The sequence below is a fragment of the Cobetia sp. PS-4MA genome (genome assembly GCF_057670765.1).
The window spans coordinates 811196-829735 of the sequence record NZ_CM173107.1; the positions used below are offsets into that span (position 1 = coordinate 811196).

Annotated in this window: 20 protein-coding genes; 16 read left to right on the forward strand and 4 right to left on the reverse strand. The window is 62.4% G+C overall.

Annotation, left to right across the window (positions count from 1 at the left end):
* Window positions 1-126: 126 nt before the first annotated feature.
* Together AC26AR_RS03455 and AC26AR_RS03460 are read right to left on the reverse strand one after the other, a co-directional pair.
* Window positions 127-1095, reverse strand: coding sequence for a KpsF/GutQ family sugar-phosphate isomerase (locus AC26AR_RS03455; RefSeq protein WP_218015045.1), 969 nt, complete (start codon window positions 1093-1095; stop codon window positions 127-129).
* 225 nt (window positions 1096-1320) lie between these two features.
* Window positions 1321-2265: a calcium/sodium antiporter gene (locus AC26AR_RS03460; RefSeq protein ID WP_084209224.1), complete on the reverse strand. Its 945-nt coding sequence runs from the start codon at window positions 2263-2265 to the stop codon at window positions 1321-1323.
* Window positions 2266-2548: 283 nt separating this feature from the next.
* On the opposite strand from AC26AR_RS03460, the gene AC26AR_RS03465 reads away from it, so the two are divergent.
* From AC26AR_RS03465 to hisD, 9 genes are all read left to right on the forward strand, one after another.
* Complete coding sequence (locus tag AC26AR_RS03465) at window positions 2549-3481, forward strand: ABC transporter ATP-binding protein (protein WP_077371597.1); 933 nt, start codon at window positions 2549-2551, stop codon at window positions 3479-3481.
* Window positions 3478-4281 (forward strand): lipid asymmetry maintenance ABC transporter permease subunit MlaE, encoded by an 804-nt coding sequence (mlaE, locus tag AC26AR_RS03470; RefSeq protein WP_077371600.1) that lies wholly within the window; start codon window positions 3478-3480, stop codon window positions 4279-4281. The genes AC26AR_RS03465 and mlaE overlap by 4 nt, the downstream gene beginning before the upstream one ends.
* Complete coding sequence (gene mlaD / locus AC26AR_RS03475) at window positions 4278-4742, forward strand: outer membrane lipid asymmetry maintenance protein MlaD (RefSeq protein WP_077371603.1); 465 nt, start codon at window positions 4278-4280, stop codon at window positions 4740-4742. The genes mlaE and mlaD overlap by 4 nt, the downstream gene beginning before the upstream one ends.
* Window positions 4743-4794: 52 nt before the next feature.
* Entirely contained in the window at window positions 4795-5466 is a 672-nt protein-coding gene (locus tag AC26AR_RS03480) for an MlaC/ttg2D family ABC transporter substrate-binding protein (protein ID WP_084209223.1), read from the forward strand.
* A gap of 23 nt (window positions 5467-5489) precedes the next feature.
* Window positions 5490-5861 carry an STAS domain-containing protein gene (locus AC26AR_RS03485; RefSeq protein ID WP_065392617.1) on the forward strand — a complete coding sequence of 124 codons (372 nt, stop codon included), beginning with the start codon at window positions 5490-5492 and terminating at the stop codon, window positions 5859-5861.
* A gap of 189 nt (window positions 5862-6050) precedes the next feature.
* Entirely contained in the window at window positions 6051-6305 is a 255-nt protein-coding gene (locus AC26AR_RS03490; protein ID WP_077371613.1) for a BolA family protein, read from the forward strand.
* Window positions 6306-6317: 12 nt separating this feature from the next.
* A complete protein-coding gene (gene murA, locus AC26AR_RS03495) occupies window positions 6318-7583 on the forward strand; it encodes a UDP-N-acetylglucosamine 1-carboxyvinyltransferase (protein ID WP_077371616.1) in 1266 nt (421 codons plus the stop codon).
* A gap of 86 nt (window positions 7584-7669) precedes the next feature.
* Window positions 7670-8314 carry an ATP phosphoribosyltransferase gene (gene hisG, locus AC26AR_RS03500; RefSeq protein ID WP_077371619.1) on the forward strand — a complete coding sequence of 215 codons (645 nt, stop codon included), beginning with the start codon at window positions 7670-7672 and terminating at the stop codon, window positions 8312-8314.
* Between the two features lie 133 nt (window positions 8315-8447).
* Window positions 8448-9752: a histidinol dehydrogenase gene (gene hisD, locus AC26AR_RS03505; RefSeq protein WP_077371622.1), complete on the forward strand. Its 1305-nt coding sequence runs from the start codon at window positions 8448-8450 to the stop codon at window positions 9750-9752.
* 125 nt (window positions 9753-9877) lie between these two features.
* Here the strand turns inward: hisD and AC26AR_RS03510 are convergent, their stop codons facing one another.
* Window positions 9878-11197, reverse strand: coding sequence for a S1C family serine protease (locus AC26AR_RS03510; RefSeq protein ID WP_084209221.1), 1320 nt, complete (start codon window positions 11195-11197; stop codon window positions 9878-9880).
* Between the two features lie 252 nt (window positions 11198-11449).
* On the opposite strand from AC26AR_RS03510, the gene AC26AR_RS03515 reads away from it, so the two are divergent.
* Window positions 11450-12226, forward strand: a complete 777-nt coding sequence (locus AC26AR_RS03515) for a Nif3-like dinuclear metal center hexameric protein (protein ID WP_488107550.1) — start codon at window positions 11450-11452, stop codon at window positions 12224-12226.
* A gap of 122 nt (window positions 12227-12348) precedes the next feature.
* Here the strand turns inward: AC26AR_RS03515 and AC26AR_RS03520 are convergent, their stop codons facing one another.
* Window positions 12349-12801 carry a Z-ring associated ZapG family protein gene (locus tag AC26AR_RS03520; RefSeq protein WP_077371632.1) on the reverse strand — a complete coding sequence of 151 codons (453 nt, stop codon included), beginning with the start codon at window positions 12799-12801 and terminating at the stop codon, window positions 12349-12351.
* Window positions 12802-13234: 433 nt separating this feature from the next.
* On the opposite strand from AC26AR_RS03520, the gene zapE reads away from it, so the two are divergent.
* The 6 genes from zapE (at window position 13235) to AC26AR_RS03550 (ending at window position 18381) form a co-directional block, all read left to right on the forward strand.
* Window positions 13235-14392, forward strand: a complete 1158-nt coding sequence (gene zapE / locus AC26AR_RS03525; RefSeq protein ID WP_077371635.1) for a cell division protein ZapE — start codon at window positions 13235-13237, stop codon at window positions 14390-14392.
* 251 nt (window positions 14393-14643) lie between these two features.
* Window positions 14644-15072 carry a 50S ribosomal protein L13 gene (gene rplM, locus AC26AR_RS03530; protein ID WP_065392477.1) on the forward strand — a complete coding sequence of 143 codons (429 nt, stop codon included), beginning with the start codon at window positions 14644-14646 and terminating at the stop codon, window positions 15070-15072.
* Between the two features lie 13 nt (window positions 15073-15085).
* Window positions 15086-15475: a 30S ribosomal protein S9 gene (gene rpsI, locus AC26AR_RS03535; RefSeq protein ID WP_043332522.1), complete on the forward strand. Its 390-nt coding sequence runs from the start codon at window positions 15086-15088 to the stop codon at window positions 15473-15475.
* 241 nt (window positions 15476-15716) lie between these two features.
* Window positions 15717-16313, forward strand: a complete 597-nt coding sequence (gene petA / locus AC26AR_RS03540) for a ubiquinol-cytochrome c reductase iron-sulfur subunit (protein ID WP_077371638.1) — start codon at window positions 15717-15719, stop codon at window positions 16311-16313.
* The gene (locus AC26AR_RS03545) at window positions 16313-17575 is read left to right on the forward strand and encodes a cytochrome b (protein ID WP_077371641.1); all 1263 of its coding nucleotides are present in this window, start codon (window positions 16313-16315) and stop codon (window positions 17573-17575) included. Before petA ends, AC26AR_RS03545 begins: the two co-directional genes overlap by 1 nt.
* Complete coding sequence (locus AC26AR_RS03550; RefSeq protein ID WP_136938333.1) at window positions 17572-18381, forward strand: cytochrome c1; 810 nt, start codon at window positions 17572-17574, stop codon at window positions 18379-18381. Before AC26AR_RS03545 ends, AC26AR_RS03550 begins: the two co-directional genes overlap by 4 nt.
* Window positions 18382-18540: the final 159 nt, after the last annotated feature.

Genomic DNA, 18540 nt, shown 5'->3' on the forward strand with positions numbered 1-18540 from the left:
GGTCTTTCTCCTCGCATTCCGTGCATGCGTGACGCATTCCTGTAGGCGACGACCGCCAACGGCTGCGTGCTGCCCTCGCCAGACTCATGGGACTGTCGTGCAGAGACAGCAATCCCGCGGGGGAGTTCAGATCACGCCGCTGGCCAGCAGGCCGTGCATGTGGATGGCGCCGATCGGGTGCTCATCCTCGTCACAGACTACCAGAACGCTGATGCGGTTTTCTTCCATGATGCGCACCGCTTCGGCGGCCAGCATGCTGGAGCGGATGGTCTTGCCACCGCGCGTCATGACGTCATCGACCTTGAGCGCACGCAGATCGCCGTGCTGATCCAGGGTGCGGCGCAGATCCCCGTCGGTATAGACGCCGACCAGATGCTCGTCCTCGTCGATCACGCAGGTGAACCCCATGCCCTGGCGGGTGATCTCGAGCAGCGCATCGCGCAGCGGGCTGCCCAGCGCCACGCGTGGCAGGGCATCGCCTTGATGCATGACGTCCTGGACGCGCAGCAGCAGTCGCCGCCCAAGGCTGCCACCGGGATGAGAGAGTGCGAACTCCTCGGCGGTGAAGCCGCGGGCTTCCAGCAGTGCCACGGCCAGCGCATCCCCCATCACCAGTGCGGCGGTCGTGGAGGCCGTCGGTGCCAGGTTCAGCGGACAGGCCTCCTGGGCGACGCTGGTGTCCAGGTGTGCGTCTGCATCACGCGCGAGCGTCGAGCCGGGCTTGCCGGTCATCGAGACCAGCGGCGTCCCCATGCGCTTGAGCAGTGGCAGCAGGGCGGTGACTTCGGCGGTTTCACCGGAATTGGACAGTGCCAGCACCGTGTCCGACGAGGTGATCATGCCGAGATCCCCATGGCTGGCTTCGCCGGGATGCACGAAGAACGCCGGCGTGCCGGTGCTGGCCAGAGTCGCCGCGATCTTGCTGGCGATATGGCCGGATTTCCCCATGCCGGTGACGATCACCCGGCCCTTGGTCGCCATCATCAGCTGGCAGGCACGATCGAACTCTGCATCCAGCTGGTGCTCCAGTGCCGCGATGGCGGCGCCCTCGATCGCGAAGGTGCGTCGGGCGCTGGCGCGGAAATCCGCCTGCATGGCGGCGTGATCGCGGCCGCTGGAGGGCGAATCATCGGCAGTGGAAGACATGTCGGAGGTGGCGGGCTGGATTCTGGAGGACTTGGTCATGTTCAGATTGTTGCCTGTGTGTGGCCAGGACTCAAGGTACGTGAGAGAGGCGTCACTCACGCGCTGCAACGGCTCGGGCGTGATGCTGACACGGGGCGGATGGCCTAATCGTTCCGGCCTGTCCGCCCACAGGCGTCAGCGAGTCAGGCTGATGGCAAGCCAAGCCGTGTAGCCGAGGTAGCAGGCCAGCAGCACCAGCCCCGGACCACGGCCGATGCGGCCGCGACGCTGCCAGATGAGCAGGGCGGCCAGCATCAGGGTCAGGCCGAGCATCACCGGGTAGTCGCGACTGATGGCGCTGCCATCCACCGGCCCCGGTGCCAGCAGGCCCGGTACCGGCAGGACGGCCAGGATGTTGAAGAGGTTGGAGCCGATGACGTTGCCGATGGCGATGTCGTGATGGCGCTTGAGTGCGCTGGCCACGCTGGCCGCGAGCTCCGGCAGGCTGGTGCCGATGGCGATGACGGTCAGGCCGATGATCAGTTCGGGGACGCCGAGTGCCTGGGCGATATCGGTCGCGCCCCATACCAGCGCGCGTGAGCTGGCGATCAACACCGCCAGACCGAAGAGCAGCCAGAAGATGGCGCGTCCGGCGCTCATCTCGGGGACGTCATCCTGACTCTCGGCGTCACTCGGCGAGTCGACCTTGAACAGCCAGACAAGCGTGAACACCAGCAGTGCCAGCAGCAGGATGCCATCCAGACGCTCGAGCCCGCTGTTGGAGAGGGCGTAGCCCCCCAGTGCCGTCGCGGCCAGCAGCAGCGGCAGTTCACGGCGCACCAGGCCGAAATGCACCGGGATGGGAGCGATGAGCGCCGTGACGCCCAGCACCAGACCGATGTTGGCGATGTTGGACCCCAGAGCATTGCCGGTGGCGATGTCGGGGGTGCCGTCAAGCGAGGCCATGATCGAGACCACGATCTCCGGCGCCGAAGTGCCGATGGAGACGATGGTCATCCCGATGAGCAGCTTGCTCATGCCAGCTCGCCATGCGGTAGCGGCGGCGCCTTCGACGAAGCGATCGGCGCTCCAGACAAGACCTATCAGGCCAAGGATGACAGCGAGGATGGGATATAGCATCGGAACTCTCGGGGCAGGAGGCAGGGCAGCGGCTTGTCGCCAGTGACCGCGCCATTAAACGCATCCCCCCAAGGCATTGCAAGGCAAGGGATCGCATCTGAGGGATGCGATGGACCCTGCAACGGACTGGTAGTGAGGGGGCGGGTTCGGATACGATGTTCGCTAACTAACTTGATTCCCGAATGACGTGATCCATGAACTCCAAGATTCGGACTCGCGGCACAGTGCCAGGCGACGGATTGCCCATGGCCAGTGTCGTGACTCCCTCACAGCGGATGCTTCTATGACTGAATTACCCGGTCAGGCTGCTACAGCGACCGCTGCGGCCGGCGCTGATGCATCGCCATCCTCTCGCCGTGGCTCCGCTGACATCGACCTCGACGACGCATTGATTCGTGTCGAAGGCCTGCGCTTCACCCGTGGAGAGCGCGAGATCTTCTCCGGGATAGACCTGAAGATTCCGCGTGGCAAGATCACCGCCATCATGGGGCCCTCCGGTACCGGCAAGACGACGCTGCTCAAGCTGATCGGGGGGCAGTTGACCCCGTCCGCCGGGCGTGTGGATATCGCCGGTCACCATGTGCATGCCCTGTCGCGGCGCGAACTGTTCCGCATGCGTCGTCGCATGGGCATGCTGTTCCAGAGTGGTGCGCTGTTCTCGGATCTCAGCGTGTTCGAGAACGTGGCCTTCCCGTTGCGAGTCCATACCAATCTCCCCGAGGCGATGATCCGCGACATCGTGCTGATCAAGCTCGAGTCCGTCGGGCTGCGCGGGGCGCGTGAACTGATGCCCGCCGAGCTCTCCGGTGGCATGACGCGGCGTGTCGCGCTGGCACGCGCCATCGCACTGGATCCGGACCTGATCATGTACGACGAGCCCTTCGCCGGTCAGGACCCCATCTCGATGGGCGTGCTGGTCAATCTGATCCGTCGCCTCAACGATGCGCTGGGCATGACGGCGGTGGTGGTCTCTCACGATATCAAGGAGACGCTGACCATCGCCGATTACGTCTATGTGATCGCCGATGGCAAGGTCATGGCGCAGGGCACGCCACAAGCCCTGAACGCCGAGGCGGACCCGCGCGTGGCCCAGTTCATCCACGGCAAGCCGGATGGACCGGTGCCGTTCCACTATCCCGCGCCGGATTTCGCCGGCGACATTCTCGATGGCAGAGAAGCGGCCAGTGGCACTTCACAGAGAGGGCAATCAGCATGAGCGGTCTGAATCGTGGCCCGCTGGGGGCCATCACCTCGCTGGGGCGCAGCACCATCGAGGTGATCTCTGCCATCGGCCGCGCCGGCATGCTGCTGGCGCAGGCGGGCGTCGGCCTGCCATCCCGTGAAGGGTTCTCCCTCTGGGTGCGTCAGATGCACTTCGTCGGCGTGCTGTCACTGGCGATCGTGCTGGTGTCGGGGTTGTTCATCGGCATGGTGCTGGCCCTGCAGGGCTATACCATTCTGGTCGGGTTCGGTGCTGAGGAGGCGCTTGGCCAGATGGTGTCGCTGTCGCTGCTGCGCGAGCTGGCCCCGGTCGTGGCGGCGCTGCTGTTCGCCGGGCGCGCCGGCTCTGCCCTGACGGCCGAGATCGGCCTGATGAAGGCGACCGAGCAGCTCACCAGCATGGAAATGATCGGCGTGGATCCCCTCAAGCGGATCGTCGCTCCGCGGCTGTGGGCCGGTTTCGTGTCCCTGCCGCTGTTGACTATCGGCTTCAGCGTCGTGGGGATTCTGGGTGGCAAGCTCGTGGGTGTCGATTGGCTCGGCATCTACGAAGGGGCCTACTGGAGCAGCATGCAATCGAATGTCGACTTCGTCGGGGATGTCATGAACGGCGTCGTCAAGTCACTGGTCTTCGGGCTGGTGGTGAGCTGGATCGCTGTCTTCCAGGGCTATGACCTGATCCCGACCTCGGAAGGCATTTCACGCGCGACCACACGTACTGTGGTTTATTCATCGCTGGCGGTGCTGGGACTCGATTTCGTCCTCACAGCCGTCATGTTTGGAGATATTGGATGAAACGTACCCGCATGGTCGAGTTCGGCGTGGGCCTGTTCGTACTTGCCGGTTTTCTGGGCATGGTGTTCCTCGGGCTGCGCGTCAGTGGCGTCACCTTCCAGCAGGCGGATGACACCTTCGTGCTCAATGCCAACTTTTCAGGGATAGGAAGCCTCAAGCCGCGGTCCAAGGTGACCATGGCGGGCGTGGCGATCGGCAGTGTCGAGAAGATCGAGCTGGATCCCAAGTGGTTTGACGCCCGTGTCACGATGAAGCTGGACAGCAGCCTCAAGGGCAAGTTGAGCAAGGACACCACGGCTGCCATCCTGACCTCCGGTCTGCTGGGCGAGCAATATGTCGGCCTGACCACCGGGGGGGATCCGGAAACGTTGGAGGATGGCGACACCATCCGGGATACCCAGTCGGCACTGGTACTGGAAGAGTTGATTCAGCAGTTCGTCTCCAATTTCTCGAAGAGCTGACGCAGGCCTGACTCGCCGTTGGCGCGATGCACATTTTCAAGGAGCAAATCCGATGACCCATATCCTCAAGCAGCTGATTCGTCCACTGAGCGTATTGAGCCTGTCTGCCATGATGGCGATGAGCCCGCTGGCCTCTGCCGCTTCCCAGGAGCCGGACGTGCTGCTGCGTGATACCGTCGAAGGCCTGACCACCAAGATCGACAGCCGCGAAAGCTATTACAAGGATCACGTCGACGAGCTGGAAGCGCTGGTCGACAACTCCCTCGAGCCGGTCGTGGATTACCGCTACATCGCGGCAAGCGTGATGGGCAAGTACTTCAAGGGTGCCTCTCCGGAACAGCGTACCGAATTCTCCAAGGTCTTCCATGACACCCTGATCGGTACCTACGCGAAGGGCCTGGTGAGCTTTGACTACGCCAAGCTCGAAGTGAAGGACAGTGAAGGCGAGCGTCGATATGAAGATCAGGACACCGTCTACATGGACGTGATCGACACCAAGGGCAAGGTGTACCCGGTGGCCTATTCCATGCGTCTGCGCAATGACGAGTGGAAAGTGGTCAACGTGATCGTCAATGGCGTCAATCTGGGCCTGACCTTCCGCAATCAGTTCGACCAGGCCATGCGTGACAATGGCCGTGATATCGATGCCGTCATCAAGGGCTGGCAGCCGGATGTCGACCTGGAAAAGGACAGCGGGGAGAGCGCGGGCGACAGCGACAGCTGAGCCTGACCACTGGCGATATGACCATGAAAACACTCTTCGATGATGATGACGTGACCCTGAGCGCCGGCGATGGCTGCCTGACGCTGAGTGGTCAGCCGGATTTCGATCACGCCTCCGAGCTCGCTGAAGTGGGCTGCAAGTGGCTCGGGCAGCATGCAGAGGGTATCGAGATCGATCTCTGTGGCGTCGGTGGCGCAAGCACCGCCACGTTGAGTGTCCTGCTGGAGTGGCAGCGTCATCTGGCGCGCCATTCGGGGCATGTCACGCATCTGCGTCTATCGCCTGCGCTCAAGCGTCTGGCCTCCGTCTCTGGCCTCGATGTCCTGTTGCCGGGACTGGAGGTCACGGATCAGGCGTCGGATTCGGCGCCTCGCCCTGAGGTCGATGCTGTCTGATCGTGCTCCGGCCAGGCTGCCCAGCCGCTCGATCACCACCACTGCGCGCGGGAACGTGGGAGGCAGGAGGCTGCCGCCAATCGCGTTCCCGCGCGCTTTTGATTACCATGTGCGGTCATATCTCCCAGGTCGAAGCGCAGCGTAATGTGCCTGGCCCGGACATGTACCGCGAAGGAGTCATCGCCCGTCATGCAACCGAATGATGTCAAGGCCCTGCTCGAGGCTCGAATCGAGAACGTCGATTTTCATATCCAGGGTGAAGGATGCAACTTCCAGGTCGTCGCCGTGGGCGAGGTCTTCGCTGACCTCAGTCGCGTCAAGGCCCAGCAGTTGGTCTACGCCGCACTCAATGACGAGATTCGCTCTGGCGCGCTTCACGCCATCAGCATTCGTACCTATACCCCGGCGCAGTACGATGCTGCCGTCGGCAACGCCCAGAGCTGATCGGAACATTTCATGGACAAGCTGATTATCACCGGCAACGGGCCGGTCAACGGGGAAGTCTGGGCCAGTGGTGCCAAGAATTCGGCCCTGCCCATCCTGGCAGCGACACTGCTGTCCGAAGGTCCCGTGACCATCAGCAATCTGCCGCACCTGCAAGACATCACCACCAGCCTGGAACTGCTCGGGCGCATGGGAGTCGAGCCGGTGATGGGCGACAACATGACCGTGCAGCTGGACGGCTCCAAGGTCGAGCACTGTCATGCGCCCTACGAGCTGGTCAAGAAGATGCGCGCCTCGATCTTGGTGCTGGGCCCGCTGCTGGCTCACTTCGGCAGTGCCGAAGTCTCGTTGCCGGGCGGTTGCGCCATCGGCTCGCGCCCGGTGGATCTGCACATCCGTGGCCTGGAAGCTATGGGCGCGGAGATCTCGGTCGAGAACGGTTACATCCGTGCCAAGGCGCCGGGTGGCCGCCTCAAGGGCGCTCGCATCGTCTTTGACGTGGTAACCGTCACGGGTACCGAGAATCTGCTGATGGCCGCGACCCTGGCCGATGGGCGCACCGTGCTCGAGAACGCGGCACGCGAGCCGGAAGTCGTCGATCTGGCCGAATGCCTGATCGCCATGGGCGCCAGGATCACCGGCCACGGCACCGATACCATCGTCATCGAAGGGGTCGAGAGGCTGCACGGTTGCGAATACTCCGTGATGCCTGATCGCATCGAGACCGGTACCTTCCTGGTCGCGGCAGCGGCCTCGCGTGGCAAGGTGCGCGTCACCCGCACGCGCGCCGATACCCTCGATGCGGTGCTTGCCAAGCTGGAAGAAGCCGGTGCCACCATCACCACGGGGGATGACTGGATCGAGCTGGACATGCAGGGCAAGCGTCCGAAGGCGGTCAATATCCGTACGGCGCCGTATCCGGCATTCCCCACGGACATGCAGGCCCAGTTCGTGGCGCTGAATGCCGTGGCCGAAGGCACCGGTACCGTGATCGAGACCATCTTCGAGAACCGCTTCATGCACGTGCAGGAGCTCAACCGCATGGGCGCGCACATCGCCCTGGAAGGCAACACGGCGGTGGTGACCGGTACCGAGCGCCTGTCGGGCGCTCCGGTGATGGCCACGGACCTGCGTGCCTCGGCCTCGCTGGTGATCGCGGCCATCGTCGCCGATGGCGAAACCATGGTGGACCGCATCTACCACATCGATCGTGGTTATGAATGCATCGAGGAGAAGCTCTCAGGGCTGGGCGTGATCATCCGCCGCTCCGCCGGTTGAGCCGAGTCCTGCCTCCATGCGCTGCCGGCCATCGCAGGTCGGCAGCGTCTGCTGAATTCTTACGCACAAGCACGGGCGAATACCCCATGAGCAAGCAACTGGTCGTCGCCCTTTCCAAGGGGCGTATCCTCAAGGAAACCCTGCCGCTGCTGGCGGATGCCGGCATCGAACCGCTGGAAGATCTGGACAAGAGTCGCAAGCTGCTCTTCGATACCAATCTGCCTGACGTCAAGCTGGTCATCATTCGCGCCACCGATGTGCCGACCTATGTGCAGCTGGGAGCGGCTGATCTTGGCATCGCCGGCAAGGACGTGCTGCTCGAGCATGGCGCCGAAGGTCTCTATGAGCCCCTGGATCTGGAGATCGCGGCCTGCCGTCTGATGACGGCCGGGGTCGTCGGTCAGCAGCAGCAGGGCGCGCGACGTCGCGTCGCCACCAAGTTCGTCGATGTCGCGCGTCGCTACTACGCGGAGCAGGGCATCCAGGCCGAAGTCATCAAGCTGTATGGCGCGATGGAGCTGGCCCCGTTGATGAATCTGGCCGATGAGATCGTCGATATCGTCGATACCGGCAATACCCTGCGTGCCAATGGCATGGAGCCGCGTGAGCTGATCACCGACATCAGCACGCGTCTGGTGGTCAACAAGGCTGCCATGACCATGAAGCATGATCGCCTCAAGCCGTTGATCGACCGCCTGCGTCAGGCGGTGGAAGCACGTCGCGACGCATGAATGACCAGGTCCCGGCCTCGTGTCACACGGCGGGACTCGTCAGCAACGACATCACTCAAGATCGCAGAGACGATCTGGCAGCAGCGCCCGTCCGGCTCAGCCCTCACTGCCAATGACATGACAAGAGGTTCGCATGGATACCCTGATCAACCGGCTCGATAGCCGCGATACCGATTTCACTGCCCGCCTGGATGCATTGCTGGCCTGGGAGGGGGTGTCCGATGCCGAGGTACAGCATCGTGTCACCGACATCCTTTCGCGCGTCAAGCAGGAAGGCGATGCCGCGCTGGTGGAGTTTTCCAATCGCTTCGACCGTCTGAGTGTCTCCAGCATGTCGGAGCTGGTGATCGACGCCGAACGTCTGGCAAAGGCCTACGCCGATCTGCCGGCGGATCAGCGCGAGGCGCTGGCGGTCGCGGCGGAGCGTGTGCGCGTCTATCACGAGCATCAGAAGCCGGAAAGCTGGTCCTTCAAGGATGAGCATGGCAGCTTGCTGGGGCAGAAGGTCACGCCGCTGGATCGCGCTGGCATCTATGTCCCGGGAGGCAAGGCCGCCTATCCCTCTTCCGTGCTGATGAACGCGATCCCCGCGCATGTCGCCGGTGTGCGCGAGATCATCATGGTCGTGCCGACCCCCGATGGCGTGGTCAATGAACTGGTGCTGGCCGCGGCTCACCTGGCGGGTATCGATAGGGTCTTCACCATCGGCGGCGCCCAGGCCGTCGCGGCACTGGCCTATGGCACCGAGACGGTGCCGCGCGTCGACAAGATCGTCGGTCCCGGCAACATCTATGTGGCCACTGCCAAGCGGGCGGTGTTCGGTCAGGTCGGCATCGACATGATCGCCGGACCGTCCGAGATTCTGGTGGTCAGCGATGGCGTGACCGATCCGGACTGGCTGGCGATGGACCTGTTCTCGCAGGCCGAGCATGACGAGGATGCCCAGGCGATCCTGATCAGCTGGGATGATGAGCACCTCGCTGCGGTCGAGGCGTCAATCGAACGTCTCGCGCCGACCATGGAGCGTGCCGAGATCATCAAGACCTCGCTGCGCGAGCGTGGCGCCCTGATTCGCGTCAGCGGGCCGGAGCAGGCGCTGGAACTGACCAACCGTATCGCGCCGGAGCACCTGGAGCTGTCGGTGGCGGATCCGGAAGCGTGGGTCGAAGGTGTCCGCCATGCGGGCGCCATCTTCATGGGCTCCCACACCTCCGAGGCACTGGGCGATTACTGTGCCGGCCCGAATCACGTGCTGCCGACGTCCGGTACCGCGCGCTTCTCCTCGCCGCTGGGGGTCTATGACTTCCAGAAGCGCTCCTCGTTGATCCAGTGCTCGGCCGAAGGTGCCTCCATCCTCGGGCGTACCGCATCGGTGCTGGCGCGGGGTGAGTCGCTGACCGCTCACGCCCGTAGTGCCGAGAATCGCATCATCGAGTGAGCGTAGTTCATGAGCATGGTGTAGTTCATGAGCATGAAAAAGCCCGCCACGGTTTCCGTGGCGGGCTTTTCTGGTTCTGGCTCTGGTTCTTGCGTGAAAGCCGTTGGCCAGTCCGGCGGCCATTGTCAGCCGGGGGATGAGACGCCCGGAGCTGCGGCGGCAGGAGAGGGCGTGCTATCGGGAATCGGCCGCTCACCGACCTTGACGCTGACCTCCATGGGCTTGCCATCCCGCAACAGATTGAGTTGCAGGGTGTCGCCCGGCTTGACCGCGGCGATGTCGGCCATGGCAAGGCGTGCATCGATCAGGCGCTTGCCGGCGACTGCCGTCAGGATGTCACCGGGACGCAGGCCGGCCTGCGCCGCGGGGCCATCACGCAGCACGGCGGCGACCACCACGCCTTGCGGAGCGCTCAAGCCGAAGGAGTGCGCCAGCGACGGCGTCAGCTCCTGCACTTCCAGGCCCAGCCAGCCGCGAATCACCCGGCCGTGATCGACCAGTGATTCGAGGATGTCACGTGCCAGGTTGGCGGGGATGGCGAAACCGATGCCCTGCGAGCCACCGGAGCGGGAGTAGATGGCAGTATTGATGCCGACCAGTGAGCCATCGGTATTGATCAACGCTCCACCGGAGTTGCCGGGATTGATCGCGGCATCGGTCTGTATGAAGTCCTCGTAGGCATTCAGGCCAAGATGGTTGCGTCCGGTGGCCGAGATGATGCCCATGGTGACGGTCTGACCGACTCCGAAGGGGTTGCCGATGGCCAGCGAGACATCCCCGACGTGGACCTGAGTCGAGTCGGCGATCGCCACCGTCGGCAGATCTTCAAGATCGATCTTCAGCGCCGCGAGATCGGATTCGGGGTCGACCCCGACCACCTTGGCCAGTGTCTCGCGGCCATCACGCAGGGCGACCTGTATCTGATCCGCGCCTTGAATGACATGGTTGTTGGTCAGGATATAGCCGTCGCTCGAGAGAATGACGCCGGAGCCCAGGCTCGACAGCATGCGCTGGCTGCGCAAGGCATTTTCTCCATAGAACTGGTTGAAGAAGGGGTCGGACATCAGCGGGTGCTTGCTGTCGTCCTCGATCTTGCGCGAAGAGTAGATGTTGACGACGGCGGGGGCGGCGGCGTCCACGGCGGTCTGGTAGCTGGCCGGCCCGCTGTTGCGCTGCAGTGGTGGCGCCTCGCGCAGTACCGGATTGGCGGATTCCTCGCGCTGCTCGGCGGAGAGGGTCAAGGCGGGAGATGGCAACACCTGCTGATCTCGAGAGACGATCGCGCCGCCCTGTTGGCCGCCCTGTTGGCCAACCTCGGGCGCCGGCTCGGAATGTCCAAGTTCAGGGAAGCGATCCAGCACCACGATGGCAAGCAATACTCCGGTGACCACTGGCCAGAGAAGGGGGAGCAATGAACTGCGAAGGGGGCGTCGCGTCTGAGGCATCAGGAGTCCTGGTGAATGATCCGTGGTCCTGCCGGGCCGTCAGCTTTCCAGAGGGCAACCGCCGTGGGGCGGTCGCCATCCGCAGGGTTGCTGCTGGCAGGCGGAGGGTGAAGAGGAAGATTGATGACGTGCTCAAGACGTGTCACCCATGTCTCGGTACCCGGCGAAGCTGCCATGCGCTTACATGGTGAGGCTGCGCCGTTACAATGGCAGCCAGTGTAACACTCGATGAATCTGACTGCTGGAGGCTCAATGGCTGATCGTGACGTGCTGGTCGAGGCGCTGGATGGCTGTCTGGAGGCGCAGGCCTTCAAGGATTACACCGTCAATGGACTTCAGGTCGAGGGGCGGCGCGAGGTCCGCAGAGTGCTGACGGGCGTTACCGCCAATCAGGCGCTGCTGGATGAAGCCGTGGTATGGCAGGCGGATATGGTGCTGGTGCATCACGGCTATTTCTGGAAGAACGAACCCGCTCGGATCACGGGCATGAAGCGCCGTCGTCTCAAGACACTGCTGGCGAACGACATCAATCTGGCGGCTTATCACCTGCCGCTGGATGCCCATCCGACGCTGGGCAACAATGTCCAGCTGGCCGAGCGCCTGGGGTTGGTCAGTGAAGGATGCCTGGATGGCGTCCCCGGGCGTGGACTGGTGCATGTCGGGCGTCTCGCAGATGAGCTTGCGGCAGGCGGTGAGCTGGATAGTGCCGCGTTGGGGGTCGAGTTCAGTCGTCGTCTGGGGCGAGAGGTGCTCGTGATCGCCGGGCATGATCGGCCGATCAAGCGCATTGCCTGGTGCACGGGAGGGGCGCAGGACTATATCGGTCTGGCCATCGAGGCGGGAGTCGATGCCTTCCTGTCCGGTGAGATCTCGGAGCGGACCACGCACAGTGCGCGCGAAGAGGGGGTGACCTACCTGGCGGCAGGGCATCATGCGACCGAGCGCGATGGGGTTCGGGCGCTGGGCGAGTGGCTGGCGGCCGAGCATGGCGTCGAGCATCGCTTCGTGGATATCGACAACCCTGCTTGAGTCAGCTCATGGTCGCCCTGTGACGGCCTGAGTGATCCTTGCCAACGACAACGGCCACCCCTGGAAGGTGGCCGTTGTCGTGTCCAATGGCCGTGAGGGAACTCACGGCAGAAGGAGGTTGCTCAGATGCGCGGCGGGTTGGCGCTCTGCGCTTCGCCTTCCGCGGGTTGTGGCTTGAGACCGAAATCCTCTGACAGCGTGCCGCGATTGTCGGCATAGTCACGTGGCAGGTCGACCTTCTCGCCCATGTCTTCTTCAAGCGTGGTGTCAGTATCCAGCAGGCGGCGCTTGAGCTGGCTGTCATCGCACAGTGAAGAGGCACCGCTGGCCAGGTGCTGGCGCAGCTCGTTGCCGGCACGTTGGATCTGATCCGTCAGATCACTGGCCTTGGAGAAATGATCATTCAGGGCGTCACGGAACTGGGTCAGTTCCAGCTCACGCTCCGCCAGCTTCTGGCGGGTCTTCTGATTGCGGGCCACGTTGGCATTCAGGAGGTGGTAGCACAAGGCGCCGATACCGATGCCAGCCAGAAAACAGGCGATGGCCAGGATCCAGTCAATATTGCTCTCGTTCACGTCGCTCTCCTTGTGTCACGACTGCGGTGATCTTCACCGCCGGGGCAGGCCATCACGATGATGTGCTGCCAATGTCCAGACTCTTGCAGTGTGTCCAGCGACGCTGGCCATGAGGCAAAGAGTGCCTGTATTTCAAAAGCGTACGCACTCCATTATATCGATGGGTTGGCGCGTCACGTCAATTCGTCATGAGAGAGACCTTGGTCGCCCCGAAGCAAGGGCGCCATTCGCCATCGAGGCGCGTCATGGCACTGAAGGGCCTGGGAAGCAGGACTTCCCGTCGGGTGTGGTGGGTAAAGTTGCACTCAGGGCGTATAATGCCGCGCAATTTCGTTCTTGCCTGATTGTCAGCCATGCTGGCGCAGGCGTGACCTCGTTTCACTTCGCGCCAGATGCAGCCCAGTGCTGAATCTGGCCTGCACCGGGTTTCTCCATGCCAGCACCTACGCCCCTCGAGAAGTACCAGGCAGACCTCAAGCGTGATGACTTTGCCTACGATGCCGCCCAGGAAGATGCCGTTCGTCACCTGCAGCGCCTTTATGACGATCTGGTGCGTACTCCGCGCCAGACGCCTGACAAGGTCGAAGATGTCACGGGCAATGGCGGGCTTGGCTCCAAGGTGCGTCGATTGTTCGGCAAGCCGTCGCGGCCGGCCGCCGTCGACAGGACCCCGGACATCATGGGGCTGTATTTCTGGGGTGGCGTGGGGCGCGGCAAGACCTATCTCGTCGATACCTTCTACGAGAGTCTGCCCTTCGCGGACAAGATGCGGACGCACTTCCACCGCTTCATGCAGCGCGTCCACAACGAGCTTGGCCATTACAAGGGCGAGAAGAACCCGCTGACGCTGGTGGCGGCCAAGTTTGCCGTGGAAGCGCGCGTGATCTGCTTTGACGAATTCTTCGTCAAGGACATCACCGATGCCATGATTCTCGCCACCCTGTTCGAGGAGCTGTTCAAGCAGGGCGTGGTACTGGTCGCGACCTCCAACATCGTGCCGGATGATCTCTACAAGGATGGCCTGCAGCGTGCGCGCTTCCTGCCGGCTATCGACCTGGTCAAGCGCCATTGCACCGTGGTCAATGTGGATTCGGGTATTGATTATCGCCTGCGCGCTCTGGAGCATGCCGAGCTGTTCCACAGTCCGCTGGGTGACGAGAGCGGTGCCAGACTGGCGCGTGAGTTCCGCTCCATTGCCGGAGCCGAAGGTCATGCCGATGAAGGCTTGAGCATCAATCACCGCGTGCTGCATGCCTTGCGTCGCCACGAGGATGTGGTGTGGTTCCATTTCGATGAGCTGTGCGATGGCCCGCGCAGCCAGAATGACTACATCGAGCTTGCGCGCGAGTTCCACACCGTGCTGGTGTCGGAGGTGCCGCAGATGGGGCGTGACAGCGATGATCAGGTGCGCCGCTTCATCAATATGGTCGATGAGTTCTATGACCGTGGCGTCAAGCTGCTGATGAGTGCCGAGACACCGGTCGAGCAGCTCTACACCGGCGGCAACCTCGACTTCGAATTCGAGCGCACCCTGTCACGCCTGCAGGAAATGCAGTCGCGTGAATACCTGGCGCTGCCTCACAAGCCATGAGGCGATGTCGGAAGACGAAATAGCCTTTGTGGTGCGGGCGTCTGGCATGTACAATGCGCGCTCGCTCGAATTGTTGTCCGGTCCACGAGTCGTCCTGGGTCAATCACCCTTGATGGGCGTGGGCAGTCTGGAGTCGAGTCGGCGGTGACCGCGCAAGCGGCCTGCCACTGACTGCCAGGCGTCGGACAACCAAGAAAAATAGGGATTGGTCGCGCACTCAAGTGCAAGACCCGACTATAGGTGATTCATCCATGAAGACGTTTACTGCCAAGCCGCAGTCCGTCCAGCGTGACTGGTTCGTCGTCGACGCAGCCGGCAAGACGCTGGGCCGTATGGCTACCGAAATTGCTCGTCGCCTGCGCGGCAAGCATAAAGCCGAGTACACTCCGCACGTTGACACTGGCGACTACATCGTCGTCATCAACGCCGAGAAAGTCGCTGTGACTGGTCGCAAGGCAGAAGCCAAGACCTACTACCGTCACACCGGTTACCCGGGCGGCCTGCGCTCCATGAACTTCAACCAGATGATCGAGCACAAGCCTGAGCGCGTGATCGAGCTGGCGGTGAAGGGCATGCTGCCGAAGGGCCCGCTGGGTCGTGCCATGCAGTCCAAGCTGAAAGTCTATGCTGGCGCCGAGCATCCGCACGCTGCGCAGCAGCCGCAAGAACTGAACATCTGAGGGAAGCATCGCCATGACACAGCAGCACTACGGTACCGGGCGCCGCAAGACTTCTACCGCGCGCGTCTTCCTGAAGCCGGGCACCGGCAAAATCACCGTCAACCAGCGTGACCTGAACGACTACTTCGGTCGTGTGACAGGTCGCATGGTTGTTCGCCAGCCGCTCGAGCTGACCGAAACCACCGAACAGTTCGACGTCTACGTCACTGTCGCCGGTGGTGGTGGTTCCGCTCAAGCTGGCGCCATCCGTCACGGCATCACTCGTGCCCTGATGGCTTACAACGAGGACTTCCGTCCGGCACTGCGTGCCGCCGGCTACGTCACTCGTGATGCTCGTGAAGTCGAGCGTAAGAAAGTCGGCCTGCGCAAGGCCCGTCGTCGTCCGCAGTTCTCCAAGCGTTAAGAGAACAGGCGTCGACCACAAGAACGTCCAGTACCCGAAAGGGTGCTGGGCGTTTTTTTTGCGATCTTGATAGGGGCGTCAAGCGCGTGGTGCGAGCGCAATTGAAGAAAGCCGCTTCTGGTAAAGTGATTTTCTTGAGTTGTGAGCGGTGGGTTCTTGCCCTTTAATACAGTCAAGCGTCAAGTGCCCGGCAAGGGAATGGTCTGGCAGCATGCGGTGGTGTTCGGGAGACAATAACAATATGGCTAATCGAGGTGTGAATCGAGGGCGGCGCCGCTTCCTCGTCAGTGCGACCAGTGTCGTGGGGGCGATAGGCGCCGTTGGCATCGCGACGCCCTTTCTGGCTTCCTGGCAGCCGAGCGCACGGGCAAGAGCGGCAGGTGCACCTGTCACGGCGGATATCTCGCGCCTGGCACCGGGTCAGCAGATGACCATCGAGTGGCGCGGCAAGCCGGTATGGGTGGTGCGTCGCACCCCCGAGATGATTGATGACATCCGGGCCATCCCGCACGCCGAGTTGCAGGACCCCGAATCACGCCGTCCCCAGCAGCCAGCCTATGTGGATGCTGTCCTGCGCTCCATCAAGCCCGAGTACGTGGTACTGGTGGGAATCTGCACCCATCTGGGCTGCTCGCCGGGTTATCGACCCGAGATGGGTGCCGCGGATCTTGGCGCTGACTGGCCGGGTGGCTATCTGTGTGCCTGTCATGGCTCGAAATTCGATCTCGCGGGTCGCGTGTTCACCGGAGTGCCGGCGCCCTCGAATCTCGAGGTGCCGCCGCATCATTATGAAAGCGAGCAGGTGCTGGTGATCGGCGTCGATGAGGAGGCTGTGTGATGGGGAATCCAGAACGTGCCAAGGCGTCGCGAGGCATCATGCGCTGGATCGATGATCGTTTTCCGGCCACCCAGATGCTGCAGGACCATCTGACAGGCTACTACGCGCCCAGAAACTTCAATTTCTTCTATTTCTTCGGCTCGCTGGCGCTGCTGGTGCTGGTCAATCAGATCATTACCGGTATCTGGTTGACCATGAGCTATACCCCGACCGCCGAAGGGGCCTTTGCCTCGATCGAATACATCATGCGCGATGTGGAATATGGCTGGCTGATCCGTTACATGCATTCCACGGGGGCGTCCGCATTCTTCGTCGTCATCTATCTGCACATGTTCCGGGGGCTGATCTATGGCTCCTACCGAGCGCCGCGTGAGCTGGTGTGGATCTTCGGCATGTGCATCTATCTGGCGCTGATGGCCGAGGCCTTCATGGGGTATCTGCTGCCCTGGGGGCAGATGTCCTACTGGGGGGCGCAGGTGATCATCTCGCTGTTCACGGCGATCCCGGTCATCGGAGCGGATCTGGCGCAGATGATCCGTGGCGACTATCTGGTGTCCGGCATTACCTTGAATCGCTTCTTTGCCCTGCATGTGATCGCCTTGCCACTGGTCATCGTCGGGCTGGTGGTGCTGCATCTGGTGGCGCTGCATGAGGTGGGGTCGAACAATCCGGATGGCATCGAGATCAAGGACAGGAAGGATGAGGCGGGTCAGCCGTTGGATGGCATTCCGTTCCATCCCTACTACACGGTGAAGGATCTGGTGGGTGTCGGTGTGTTCCTGTTCGTGTTCTGTGCCGTGATCTTCTACTTCCCGGAAGGGGGCGGCTACTTCCTCGAGACGCCCAATTTCGAACCGGCCAACTCGTTGAAGACACCTGAGCATATTGCCCCTGTCTGGTACTTTACGCCGTTCTACGCGATGTTGCGGGCCGTGAACTATCCCTTGTTCGGGGTCGATGCCAAGTTCTGGGGCGTGGTGGTGATGGGGTTGGCGATCGCCATCCTGTTCGTGTTGCCATGGCTTGATCGTTCTCCTGTGCGCTCCATCCGTTACAAGGGCTGGCTGTCGCGTATCGCGATACTCGTGTTCGTGGTCAGCTTCGTGACCTTGGGGGTGCTTGGCGTGATGCCGCCGACGTTCGAGCGCACGATCATCGCGCAGATCGCGACGGTGGCGTACTTCGCCTTCTTCATACTGATGCCGCTGTATACGCGATTCGAGAAGACGCGAGCGGTGCCGGACAGGGTGACAGGCCGATGAGCGGGCAAAAGGGTGGGTCAAGGGACTGGCTGAAGCATGTACTGGCTGCAGGCGTGGTGGTGGCCGGCCTGCTGGGGGCGGGAGCTGTCAGCGCGGCAGGGGGCGAGGCAGTGCGTGAGTCGATGCAGCCGGATCTGCATGACAAGCCCTCGTTGCAGCGCGGCATGCAGCTCTACACCAATTATTGCCTCGGCTGTCACAGCCTGCAGTATCAGCGCTATTCGCGTGCCGCAGAGGACCTGGAGATGCCCGAGGATCTGGTCGAGCGATATCTGATTTTCTCGCCAGAACTCAAGATCAATGACACCATGCGCATCGGGATGAAGGCTGAGGACGCCGCGAGCTGGTTCGGTACGCCGCCACCGGATCTGTCTCTCGAGGCGCGTCTGCGCGGGACGGACTGGATCTACTCCTACCTGAAGAGCTTCTATCGCGATCCCGAGCGCCCCTGGGGTGTCAACAATGCTGTCTATCCGCTGGTGGCGATGCCCAATGTGCTGGAGACATTGCAGGGCGTTCAGGAAAAGGTCTGCGCCCAGAGCGACCTGGTGCCTCCGGGCGCGGAGCTGAACCCGGCAACGGGGCACTATGACTCCTGCGACGTGCTGGAGATCACCTCGCCGGGCAGCATGACAGCAGAGGAATTCGACCAGGCCGTGTGGGATCTGACCAACTTTCTGGCCTATGTGGGCGAACCATCGCGACTCAAGGCTGAGAGCATGGCCCCCAAGGTGTTAATATTCATCCTGATCTTTACTCTGCTGGCATATCTTCTCAAGAAGGAATACTGGCGCGACATTCATTGATGGCTCCCGGAGTGGCGCTCATTGATAATGGCGTGCAGGCAGTGACGGGCGCACGGCTGATCGGTCGTGCGCCCGCTTGCGTCGCTTGCGGGTGACGCAAGGTTGACCCTCTGGGCGCGTCACGCAGTTGATGAGGCGCCCAGAGGAAACTTATTCCCG